At 54.7% G+C, this 11,495-nt stretch carries 8 protein-coding genes; 2 read left to right on the top strand and 6 right to left on the bottom strand.

The window, feature by feature from the left end; genetic code table 11:
- Window positions 1-32 precede the first annotated feature (32 nt).
- The 5 genes from HFN16_RS12315 to HFN16_RS12295 all read right to left on the bottom strand — a co-directional run bounded on the left by HFN16_RS12315 (window position 33) and on the right by HFN16_RS12295 (window position 7,086).
- Entirely contained in the window at window positions 33-749 is a 717-nt protein-coding gene (locus HFN16_RS12315) for a transglutaminase-like cysteine peptidase (protein ID WP_168891039.1), read from the bottom strand.
- 7 nt (window positions 750-756) lie between these two features.
- Window positions 757-2,085 (bottom strand): HlyD family type I secretion periplasmic adaptor subunit, encoded by a 1,329-nt coding sequence (locus HFN16_RS12310; RefSeq protein WP_168891038.1) that lies wholly within the window; start codon window positions 2,083-2,085, stop codon window positions 757-759.
- A 7-nt stretch (window positions 2,086-2,092) separates the two neighbouring features.
- Window positions 2,093-4,636, bottom strand: a complete 2,544-nt coding sequence (locus HFN16_RS12305) for a type I secretion system permease/ATPase (RefSeq protein WP_247648329.1) — start codon at window positions 4,634-4,636, stop codon at window positions 2,093-2,095.
- Window positions 4,637-4,885: 249 nt separating this feature from the next.
- Window positions 4,886-5,893, bottom strand: a complete 1,008-nt coding sequence (locus HFN16_RS12300) for a zinc-dependent alcohol dehydrogenase family protein (RefSeq protein WP_168891037.1) — start codon at window positions 5,891-5,893, stop codon at window positions 4,886-4,888.
- Between the two features lie 53 nt (window positions 5,894-5,946).
- A complete protein-coding gene (locus HFN16_RS12295; protein ID WP_247648328.1) occupies window positions 5,947-7,086 on the bottom strand; it encodes a GAK system CofD-like protein in 1,140 nt (379 codons plus the stop codon).
- Between the two features lie 453 nt (window positions 7,087-7,539).
- Here HFN16_RS12295 and HFN16_RS12290 point away from each other — a divergent pair, with 453 nt between their 5' ends.
- Window positions 7,540-8,844 (top strand): (Fe-S)-binding protein, encoded by a 1,305-nt coding sequence (locus HFN16_RS12290; protein WP_168891035.1) that lies wholly within the window; start codon window positions 7,540-7,542, stop codon window positions 8,842-8,844.
- A 277-nt stretch (window positions 8,845-9,121) separates the two neighbouring features.
- Window positions 9,122-10,264, top strand: a complete 1,143-nt coding sequence (locus HFN16_RS12285) for an iron-containing alcohol dehydrogenase (RefSeq protein WP_168891034.1) — start codon at window positions 9,122-9,124, stop codon at window positions 10,262-10,264.
- Between the two features lie 74 nt (window positions 10,265-10,338).
- Here HFN16_RS12285 and HFN16_RS12280 read toward each other — a convergent pair whose 3' ends face one another.
- The gene (locus HFN16_RS12280) at window positions 10,339-11,466 is read right to left on the bottom strand and encodes an acyltransferase family protein (RefSeq protein WP_168891033.1); all 1,128 of its coding nucleotides are present in this window, start codon (window positions 11,464-11,466) and stop codon (window positions 10,339-10,341) included.
- Window positions 11,467-11,495 lie beyond the last annotated feature (29 nt).

The following is an 11,495-nucleotide window of genomic DNA, read 5'->3' as shown; positions in this document are numbered from 1 at the left end:
TTATATGCCTCCCGGAAAAAGGAAGCACATGATTACTTCTTCTTCCGTTTCACTTTTTTAAATGTTGTTCGCTTACTCTTGGGCACGTGCATCCAACGAAACTTCTCATTAACTGAATATTGCGGGACATAGTGCTTGTACTTGGTGTGCGGCAGAACCATGTTTGTCTGGTTGTCCAGAATATACACCTCGTTGCCGACAAACACGGCAAGCACTGCGTGACCAATGTTTCGGATTTTATCCTTGAGAGCGACCACTCGCAGATTGTCACCGGAAAAGCCGAGTTCTTGCAGTGCATAGAACTTGGCAATGGAATAGTCCTCACAGTCTCCTGACTTTTTGAGAAATTCCAATGGCGTGGCCCAGTAATCACTTTTACCGTAGTTACCCGAGTCCAAACGATATGGCCACTGATTGAAGAACTTGTTTACAGCCTTAAGTTTGCCAATATCATCAAGCCCGGCAGCCTCGCTTTTCAGTTTGTTCCAACCAGCCTTGGAAGGCAGCTTGGCCATGGCCGGGCTATTGAAATACCCCTTCCACGCCTTCATTTTTTCCAGCACTGCCGTCCACTTGGGAAGCTTTTTGATCTTACCCTTAAACTCAAGGGTACCAAACAATTGTGGTCCCTTTGGCTTCTTTTTCTTGGCCGCGTCAGCCTGCACCGGAATGAGCGCAATACACACCGAAAGGATGACCGCACTAAGTACGGCCATAATATTACGGCGTATGGCGCGAGTCCGGCGCATGGGCCTCCTAGCGTTCTCTCAGGGCGTTCTGCTTGGCCTTGAGAATGGGCTTGAGCAGATAATCCAGCACGGACTTCTCACCGGTAAGCACGTCCACCTGAGCAGTCATACCCGGAATGATGGGCAGCTTTTCACCATGATATTCCATGGCGTTCTTGGTGGTACGCACCTTGACGAGGTAGAAGCTCTCGCCCCGCTCGTCTTCAATGGTGTCCGCACTGATATGCTCCACGGTGCCTTTCAGCCCTCCGTAAATGGAAAAGTCATAGGCTGTAATCTTGACCATGGCATCCTGGCCAGGATGGAGAAAGGCGATGTCAGCAGGCTTGATTTCAGCCTCAACCAACAACGTATCATCCAGCGGGACAACTTCCATGATAGATTCGCCCGGTTGGACGACACCGCCCAGTGTGTTGATGTAAATTGATTTGACGATTCCATGAACAGGAGAGCGTACGTCCGTACGGGTAACACGGTCGCTACCCGCTGCCATGGTCTCGCGAATGGAGATAAGTTCCTGACGGCGTTCGTTGATCTCTTCCAACGCTTCGGATCGGTGCTCTGCCTTGCGCTGCTCAATACGGCCCTGCGCTTCTTTAACAGCGGCCTCTACGCGAGGAATACCGAGAGCCAACGCTTCCACGTCACCACGCAGTTCGAGCACCTTCTGCTCCAGCGCGAGATAGTCGAGCTCGGAGTGAATCTGCTTCTCCACGAGTGGTTTGGCGATGTTGCGCTGCTTCTCTGCCACTTTGAGACTGGACTGAAGTTGCTTGCGGCGCCCTCTCATCTCGCGGACTTCCTGCTTCTTCTGCTCCATCTGGTCCGTGAGCAATTCCAATTCGATATCAAACTGCCTGAGCTGCGCCTTGAAAATCCGCATCTGGTCATCCACCAACTGCGGCGCCTTTTCCCTCAATTCTTCATCAAAAACAGGATCGATGCCTTCAACAATGGCGATAAGGCGGGCAATGGCAGCCTTGTGTTCCAAAGCCTTGGCAAACGCGTCGCGATAAAAGCTGGCGGCCTGCTCGTTACGCAGACGGCAAAGCACGTCACCCTTCTTGACCACCTGACCTTCGTTGACGAAGATCTCGCTCAAGATACCACCTTCCAGGTTCTGGATTTCCTGAACACGCTGAGAGGGAATAATACGCCCGAATCCTCGTGTTACTTCATCCAACACAGCAAACTTGGCCCAGACCAGAAAACCGATCAGCATCAACAAAATGCTGGTGGACATCATGTAGGCGAACTTGCGGCCCTTGCCATACATGGCCTGGTCCACCTCGGACATGAACAGCAGTGTTTCTCTTTCGTATTTATCCTGACTCATGCCCACCTCACATGGAAACCTTGATCTTACCGGACCGGAGACCATCGAGCACAGCCTGCTTGGGGCCGTCCACAACGATGCGTCCCTTGTCCATGATCACCAGCCGGTTCACCAAGTCGAGCATTGAGTGGCGGTGGGTGATAACAATAACCGTCTTGTCCTTGATGAACGGCTCGAGCTTCTGCTTCAGCCGGTACTCCGACTGGTTGTCCATGTTACTGGACGGCTCATCCATGATCAGGATTTCCGGGTCGGGCAGGACTGCACGGGCAATGGATACCGCCTGTCGCTGACCGCCTGACAGGGACGAGCCGCGCTCGCCCACCATCATACCGTAACCGGCCGGGTGATCCTTGACGAAATCCGTAACGCCAGCGATGTCCGCCGCCATTTTGATGGACTGGTCATCCGCCTCGGGCAAGCCGAAGGCGATGTTGTCCTTGAGTGTTCCGTAAAAGAGCAAAGAGTCCTGCGACACATACCCCACCTTACGGCGAAGGTCGGCCACATCCATCTGGCGAAGGTCAATATTCCCCACCTTCACCGCGCCCTTAACCGGCTGATACAGACCAACGCACAGCTTGCCCAAAGTGGACTTACCCGCACCGGTACGTCCCACGATGCCAACCTTGTCGCCCGGATTGAGCATCAGGTTGACGTCAGACAGCACCGCCTTGTCCGTACCGGGATAAGCAAAACTCACGTTCTCCAACTGCATGGAGGCTTCCATCTGCCCGTAGTGGAAGGTCTCCTTATCGTCGGGACGCTCACTGGGCATATCCATGAGCAAATCCAGGGCGCTCAGCGCCATGCGAGACTGCTGGAAGCGGGAAAGGAGTCCGGCCACCGCACTCAGGGGCGCCATGGCGCGGCCCGAAAGGATATTACAGGCAATAAGTCCACCCACGGTAAGCTCACCCTTGGAGATGAGGAACACGCCGATAATAATGATGGCCACCGACACCATCTGGGTGACGAACACCGAGAAGGTAATGGACAGATTCGCGAAGACCTTGGCCCGACTGTTGGACATGGCGGACATACCGACCACATTCTCCCAGCGAGCCTGCATGCGGCCCTCGGCCATGGAGGTCTTGATGGTCTCAAGACCGTGCACGATCTCGAACAGAAGCGCGTTCTTCTGCGTTGATTCCTTGTAGTGGTTTTCGATGATGTGTTGAAACGGCATCTGCAGGAACAGTCCGAACAGGATGACGACAGGCACCGCCACCAGAATCGGTATGACCAACGGCCCACCGATGAAGTAAACCACACCAACGAACAGGAACAGGAACGGCATGTCGATGAGCGCCACCAGCGAACTCGAACTGAAGAACTCCCGTAGCGACTCAAACTCCCGGACGTTATTGGCCACCGCACCCGCAGACTCGGGCATGTGGTCAAGCCGAGCAGACATCAGGTGCTGCATGATACGCGAACCAATGAGTACGTCCGCGTTTCGCCCTGCCACGTCAACGAAGTATGAACGAAGATTCTTGAGCGCGAAGTCGAAAATGTAAGCCAACCCGATACCGATGGCCAATGCCCACAGAGTGTCTACCGCATTGTTGGGTACAACCCTGTCATACACGTTCATCACAAAGAGCGGCGATGCCACCACGATCATATTGGTCATGATGGAAGCTGCAATCACGTGCCGGTAGATGGGCCAGAACTTGAGGATGGTTCCCCAGAACCAGCGTTTAGTCTTGACGAGCTTGATCTCACTGGCGCGCTTGTCTAGCTTGGACTGACGATGACAGAGGATGGCGTAACCGGTGTATTCTTCTTCTAGCACCGACAGCTCCATCTCAGTGGAGTCCATGCCGCGCCCAGGGACCATGACCGTCGCCTTGTCGTCCTCAATGTCCACCAACACACAGGCATTGCCGCCGCGCATAAGCAGGATGCAAGGAAATACCAGCTTGGAAATGTCCCAGACCTTGGGTCTGTGTACGGTCTTTGCCTTGATGCCGATACGCTCTGCCGCGCGAACGATGGAAGAGGCGGTAATAACGCCCTCCTGCTGCGGAATACCAGCCTTGAGGGTAGCCGAGGATACTGGCTTACCCAGCAGACGACTGACGATGGACAGGCAGATGACCAGCGGGGGCTGGAAGTCGATATCCTTGGGGGTCAAACGCTCATCCCCCAGAAGCTCGCTAGGACAGGAGCCTTCAGCGGGCGCAGCTCCTGCAGGAGGTGTTGCCGCATTGGGAGTCGCATTCTGTGCGGCATTTTCCATGGCCGGACGATTCGCTTCTGCAGTCTGTGCGGGTTTGACAGGAGGCTTTTTGACAGGAGCAGGCTTCTTCTTGGGCTGACCATCGTCCCCGAAAAGATCATTTATGGCTTCGGCCTGTGAAATATCCTTGTTCACGGCGTTTTGGGATGCAGCTTTACGGGCCGCCTTTTCCATGGCTGCCCGCTTGGCGGCATCATTGCCGGACACCGACCCGAGAGAAGCCTCGCCCGATTTGTCCGGTTTGGCCGCATCAGGCTTGCCGTTCGCCGGTTGTGGTTTCGAAGATGTATTATTGTCTGAAGACATATTCTCGCCTTGCTGAGAATTTCGCGGTTCGCCAAGGCCTTAAAACTGCCCACGGAACACACCGCATCACTATACCATAATTAAGTATTTCACCTTTTACCGACCAAGGCGTTTTGTCAAGATACAACTGTGAATTAAAGCCAACCATATCGCTGGTTTTCGACCTTTTCCACAGCCTTGAACTCGGGTTTTACATGAATTATTTCCAACGAGGTGAAAATAGGCGCATTTGTTTCATTTTTGGTAACGTCAAAATGTTTTTTCACCCGGAACATCGATAACGATCTTGCCCAGTGCATTACCACCTTCCCAGTAGCGATGGACCTCGGCGATATCCGTATAATCGAACCGCTGCTCATCCAGCAGCACGGCAAGCCGATCCTTGTCCACCAACCGCGCTACCTGATTGAGAATTTCATGAAAAATGCCGCGCCCCTCCCGGGTTATCAACGGAAGTAAAACAAACACAACATGCAGGGAAAGGCCCTTGGCGTGCATGGTACTGAGATCATGAGAGGATCGGGCAACCGTAGTTACGACATCGCCCTCTGGTATGGCAGCCCGGAAAGATTGATCAAGGGTCGCACCGCCAACGGTATCAAAGACCACATCGAAACCGTCGCCGAAAGTATGATCTGAGACATACTCGTAGACACTCTTCTCGCGATAATTGATGGGGGTGGCGCCCAGATTTTCCACCACCATTTCCTTCACGGAATCTGAGACTGTGGCATACACCTTGGCACCACTGTATACACCAAGCTGCACGGCAATATGCCCCACTCCACCAGCACCGCCGTGCACCAGCAAAGTCTCGTCCGCTTCCAGACGCGCCTTGCCAAACAATGCAATCCATGCAGTTAGTGACACCAGGGGCAAAGCCGCCGCATCGGTCAAATCCATGCTGCGCGGAGCACGGGCAATGAGGCGTTCGTCCGCCACCATATACTCAGCCAGAGCACCCGGCATATTGCTCAAGCCACCGGCCAACCCGAACACCTTGTCTCCCGGCTCAAACCGCGACATGCCGCCCCCGACATCTTCCACAACGCCGGAAACGTCCATGCCAAGCACTGCAGGCAAGGTCGGGGCGAACCCAAGTTGATCACCCAACGTGGCTATCTTGTTATCTATGGGATTGAAACTTGATCCGGCAACCCGGATCAGAACTTGTCCGGGCATTGGGGACGGTTTTTCGACTTCGCGTTGAACAAACGCATACTCGTTCCCGAAACGTTCCAACAGCATGGCTTTCATGGCAGACACCTCCAGATAGGACACACCATAGCCCGCCACATTTTTTTTGTAAATTAACAGGCAGGAAAAAGGAGCGCCTTGGCCAACAATGTCGGCGCAAACATGGGCTGCGAATCCTCAGTGAATAATGGCAGGTCCCGAACGGTCACACCAAGTTCTTCCAACGCAGCGATATCCAGCCCGCCTGGGTACTCGGCGCGACTATCCACGAGTACCGTTGTCAGTACAGAACTCCCCACCGGCGCTCCGCTTTGAAAGAGATACCTACGAAGGATCTTCACCTGATCGAGCACAGTATGCCCAAGCAGTTCCGGATCCCCTCCGGGATTGGGCACGAACATCTTGGGTCCGGGGTTGGCAGCAACGGCTTCACCGACTCCCATGGGCAGCAGGTTGGCCACTACGCTGGAGTAGAAGCTCCCCACCGGATAGCAGATGCAGTCGGCACGCTCGATCATGATGCGCACCTCGGGATCGACCTTACGCACCACGGGCTCGGCAGAATCAAGAGAGTCCGTCATCCAGATACGCTTGATGGGCGAGGAAAGCGGCGGCGCCTCTTTGCCGGTCAGCAGATGCTGCCCAACCACCACTGAACCATCCTCAAGCTCTGCGGCCATATGCAGGTCCGCATCCACGACGGGCCGAACCACACCACGCACCCGGGCCAAGCTGGAAAAGGCATCGATGACCGGCGCAAGATTGCGTTCGGTATCCAGATATCCGGCAGTAAGCACAAGATTACCTATGCTCGCACCACGCAGGTCGAAATCTTCGGGCATTCTCTGCAGGAAGAATTCCAGATGCGCACAAACGACCCTTCGGAGGTCATCAGCAAGATAGTCCACCAAGACATGACGGCCTTCCACCATCCGGCGAAGCTCATCAAGCAATTCACTCTGCGGCTCTTTCTTGGAAAAACGATAGGTGAACAGTGCAAAGATGGCCCGCCCTCCCGGTCGAGAGAGATCTGCCAATGCCATAAGACGGTTACGAATATCCCCGACAGCAGGCATGTTGAAGGCACGTCGAATCACTGCGGAGCTACCGCCCGAATCAAACGGCGTGATCACATGCACAGATTCGGACGTATACCGAATCAGTTCACGGGAAGTCGCACGCAACGCCGTTCCGCCGCTGAAGAAGAGTATGCGCGGACAGCCTGTCTGAGGTATCACCTTGAGTTCGCTCATTTCCATATCCCGACGATTACACTCTTTTCCGAACGGAATTCAACAACAAACGACACAACTTGGGTGGAGAAATTTCTACCCAACACCACGATAAACACAATGCAACTGTACCAGTCATAATCTGTTTGTCGCAATTCCTACTTGATCACGTTTCTGCTTCAAAATTCTTCTTGTGCCATGTCCCACACACTCTTCCATCATTTCAACATAAACACATTGTAAATATTACAGCAGCTTACGCATTTAACATCGAACACATTTCGCCTTCGACACAGTATTGTACGCACCTACTCGTCTTATGGCCGTCACCTATATATTATAGGCTTTGACTTCCCGGGCAGTCTTATGTACGACCCGTGTTCGTGCCGTTGATTTTCCCCCGGGAATGCGCGGCCACCAACGAAATAACCCATCGGCGGAGTCCACAATTTCGACCCGCCAAGCGAGGGGATAATGACCAACTCCGACAACCGAGATCTTTCGTTTCTGGACGACTACGATTTTTCCAACTGCCTTGTCTGCGGCTCCTGTGCCAACGGCTGCCCGACCACGGGTGCACCGGGCATGGACGGCTGGGACGCACGCAAGGTGATGCGCATGCTCGCCAACGGCCTCATCGATGAGGTTGTGGCCTCCAACTTCCCGTGGCTCTGCACTGGCTGTGGCCGCTGTACTTCCACCTGCCCCGGCGGCATCGACATCACCGCACTCATGGGTCATCTCAAGAGTCTCCGCCCCCGCGACGAGGTTCCCGGTTCCCTGCACAAGGGTATGGTCAACAACATCGAGACCGGCAACAATCTCGCCATCTCCAAAGAAGAATATTTCGAAGGCATGGCTGATCTCGGTCAGGAACTGGCCGAAGAGTGCTGTCCCGGTTTCTATGTGCCCATCGACAAGAAAGATGCGGACATCCTCTTTTTCCCCAACTCCAAGGAAGTTTACGGCGACTTCGAGGACCAGTTCTGGTGGTGGAAGATTTTCTACGCTGCCAAGGAGAACTGGACCGTTCCCGGCGAAGGCTGGGAGGCCGTCGACTGGGCGCTCTTCACCGGCAACGATGAAGGCAACAAGAAGCTCGCCCAGCGCAAAATCGACTTCATGAAAGAGTACAACGTCAAGCGTATGATCATGCCCGACTGCGGTGGTGGTTCCTACGGTTGCCGTAAAGGCATGACCAAGCTGGCCCATGAGAATCCCGACAACGAGATCGGGTTCCTCTATCTCTACGACTACCTCGTCGAGCTTTTCGAGCAGGGGCGCATCAAGGTCGACAAGTCTGTTCACGCTGGCAAGACTTTCACCTTCCACGATTCCTGCAAACACGGCCGTGAACTCGCACGCAACTTCGGCAAGGGCTTTTTCGACGAGCCCCGCTGGATCGTGCAGCAGTGCGTCGATGATTTCGTCGAACTCACGCCTAACCGCGAGAAGAACTACTGCTGTGGTGCAGGCGGCGGAATGTGGCCCATGCCCTTTGAAGTGGAATCCGCATGGCATGCACGCTACAAGCAGCGTCAGATCAAGGAATCCGGTGCCAACGTAATTGTTGTCGGTTGTTCCAACTGCCGCGATCAGATTCAGAAGCGTATTCCCAAGCACTTCGAGGGATGCGATTACGAGGTCAAGTATCTCTGGCAGCTCGTGGCCGAGTGTCTCGTTATCGAGCCTTGGGATGAGGCAGACATCAAGGCTGGCGAAGAAGCCGCCAAAGCCCAGTGGGAAAAGCTGGGTGTTGATCTGGACGCCGAGTATTAGAAGCAGGGTGGGAACCGTCCTATCGGGCGGATGAAGAATGGACAAGCAGGGCTTTCCGCCCTGCACCCGACCAAAGGCCGAGGGCCTTTGGGATCCCATCTGCGGCTTTCGCCGCAATAATTATTCAAAGAGCCTTTCCATGCTCGCATAGCTTCAAGCGAAGCGAACTATATAAAGTTTCGGAGGGTGTCGGGAACCCTTTACAAAGGGTTCCTGACCCGTCAGAGACGCCCGCCCGGCGAAGGCTCTGCCGAAGGCATTCAAAAAGGATTCAGGCATGCAATTCAATTTTGCGACTGCAGCAAAGATCGTTTTCAAGAACGGCGTAGCAACCGAAGTTCCGACCATGGCAGCCAACCTTGGTTCCAAACCCTGCCTTGTTATCGGCTCCAATGCCGATCGCGCCCAATGGCTCATCAATGAGCTGGATGCACCCCACGTCGTGCAGGTCACGGGTGAACCGGACACCGACTTTGCAGCACAGGCCTCCCAACAAGCTCGTGAAGCCGGATGTGATGTGGTCATCGGCATGGGCGGTGGCAGCGTCATGGACGCGGCCAAAGTCATTGCCGCATTGATCACCAATACTGCTGATATTTTCGACTATCTGGAAGTGGTAGGCAAAGGCCAGCCTCTGACCGAAAAGCCGATGCCGCTTATCACCGTTCCGACCACGGCCGGGACCGGCTCTGAAGTCACGGCCAATGGTGTACTGCTCGCCAAAGGACATGACGTAAAGGTCAGCCTGCGCTCCACGGACATGATCGCTGACATCGCGGTCATCGACCCGGAACTGATGATCTCCATGCCGCCCAACGTCACTGCCGCCACAGGCATGGACGCCCTGACGCAGCTTATGGAGGCATACGTTTCCCACGCAGCCAATCCCATGACCGACGGCCTTTGCCGTGAAGGCATGATGCGCGCCGCAACCTCGCTGCCCATCGCCTTTGAGGATGGCAGGGACATTATGGCGCGTGAAGACATGGCCATGGCTGCCCTGTTCTCCGGCATCGCTTTGGCCAACGCCAAACTCGGTGCTGTTCACGGCTTTGCTGCTCCGCTCGGTGGTCAATTCAAGGTACCGCACGGCGAAGTCTGCGCCACACTTCTTCCCCATGTCATGCGGGCCAATATCGCTGCCCTGCGCGAACGCGATCCAGAATCCCCTTCCCTGTTCCGCTACAACGAAATCGCGGTCATGCTCACCGGAGACGTAACCTGCGGCCCCGAAGATGGCGCAGACTGGGTGGAACAGCTTTGCGAAGAGTTGGTAATTCCCAGACTCTCCGACATGGGTGTCACGGCTGATCACTTCGAAGAACTTGTGGAAATGGCCGCAAACGCCAGCTCCATGAAGGGCAACCCCATAGAGCTGACCAAAGAAGAGCTCATGGCGATCCTTGAAGCAGCCAGCTAACCCCGAATAGACCAAACAAAAAGGGCTTCCCGCAGACAATGCAGGAAGCCCTTTCTATTTTAGTCAATCAGATATTAGCGGCTTCTTCCGCTAACACCCAGCTTGGCATTTCCGGGCCTGAGCCGCTTGCCTACCAATACCGGGGTCCAGCGATTGAAGGCGTAAATAAACGGGATGCACGCAGCCATGCTGACCACGGTAAAGGCGATGCCTGCGGCAGTCACAGACCACCATTCTCCCGGGAACGTCTTCACGAACCAATCAGCAAACGGTCCGTTCAGGAAGTGATAGAATACACCGTTCAAGCAGAAGAGGATCAATGCATTCTCGCCCATGAACATGAAGAAGCGATTTGCTCCGGCGCTTCTGGCTGCCAGCAGCACAAACAAACTGCCTGCCAGAGCGGTGAGCGGGAACAGCAGCATATTGCCATGCCCGGACAGGACAATGACCACTGCCTGAATCAACTGGAACGGTCCCTGATTCATGTCCCAGGTGAAGACTACCACCAGCAGGCAGGCGGCACTCGCAAGCATCAGCCGCCAGCGGGGATGACCGCCCAGCAGCATGGCCTCGCGGCGCATGACGACGCCTATGAGATAGAACGCATAGACCACCAGCGCCTCATGCAGGAGCCAGTAGGTAGCACCGCCAAGCAGATGCACCTTCTGTGTCAGGTAAAAACCAGCAACATAAAACGCCATCGCGGCCATCAGCAATTTGATGTTGTTATCCAAAAAACGCCCAACCGCATAATGGATGAGCTCTACGGATACGAGACAGGCCATGAACCACAACGGGATGTTGAAGACCGGGAAGCCCAACAACGTTGAAACGGCGCCCTTGAGATACCCGGCGGAAGTGGAGACATCCACCACAGTGAACCATCCTGCAAAGCACAGGCTCAGCAAGGCCAACACAATGGTGAAAAAGAAATAGGGAACCAGTCGCGATGTCGCCAGTTTCTTCAGATACCGCCCCATGGGTACGAGTGTTTTCTCTGGCGCGATGGTGAATCCAGCGAGCAGAAAGAAGAACGGCATATGGAAGGAGTAGATGAACTTGTACTGTGCCGCTGCGACTGGATTTTTCAGGTACATCATCCGCTCGATGATATGGCCGTAATAGACCAGAATCATGCCGAAGAACCGGGCCACGTCCAGCATGGGAATGCGCCCGGTAGAAGTTAAGGACGTCTTCACAATGTGCTCCTTGAAAGGGGGCTGACTCC

It is taken from the genome of Pseudodesulfovibrio sp. zrk46 (assembly GCF_012516435.1).
GTDB lineage: Bacteria > Desulfobacterota > Desulfovibrionia > Desulfovibrionales > Desulfovibrionaceae > Pseudodesulfovibrio.
Note: the sequence above shows the minus strand (reverse complement) of the source record. Positions and strands in the feature narration are given on the sequence as shown.

What these genes read in the sequence shown, in the direction of transcription:
- HFN16_RS12315 (WP_168891039.1), bottom strand. Translation starts at nt 749, where the DNA reads ATGCGCCGGACTCGCGCCATACGCCGTAATATTATGGCCGTACTTAGT.
- HFN16_RS12310 (WP_168891038.1), bottom strand. Translation starts at nt 2,085, where the DNA reads ATGAGTCAGGATAAATACGAAAGAGAAACACTGCTGTTCATGTCCGAG.
- HFN16_RS12305 (WP_247648329.1), bottom strand. Translation starts at nt 4,636, where the DNA reads ATGTCTTCAGACAATAATACATCTTCGAAACCACAACCGGCGAACGGC.
- HFN16_RS12300 (WP_168891037.1), bottom strand. Translation starts at nt 5,893, where the DNA reads ATGAAAGCCATGCTGTTGGAACGTTTCGGGAACGAGTATGCGTTTGTT.
- HFN16_RS12295 (WP_247648328.1), bottom strand. Translation starts at nt 7,086, where the DNA reads ATGAGCGAACTCAAGGTGATACCTCAGACAGGCTGTCCGCGCATACTC.
- HFN16_RS12290 (WP_168891035.1), top strand. Translation starts at nt 7,540, where the DNA reads ATGACCAACTCCGACAACCGAGATCTTTCGTTTCTGGACGACTACGAT.
- HFN16_RS12285 (WP_168891034.1), top strand. Translation starts at nt 9,122, where the DNA reads ATGCAATTCAATTTTGCGACTGCAGCAAAGATCGTTTTCAAGAACGGC.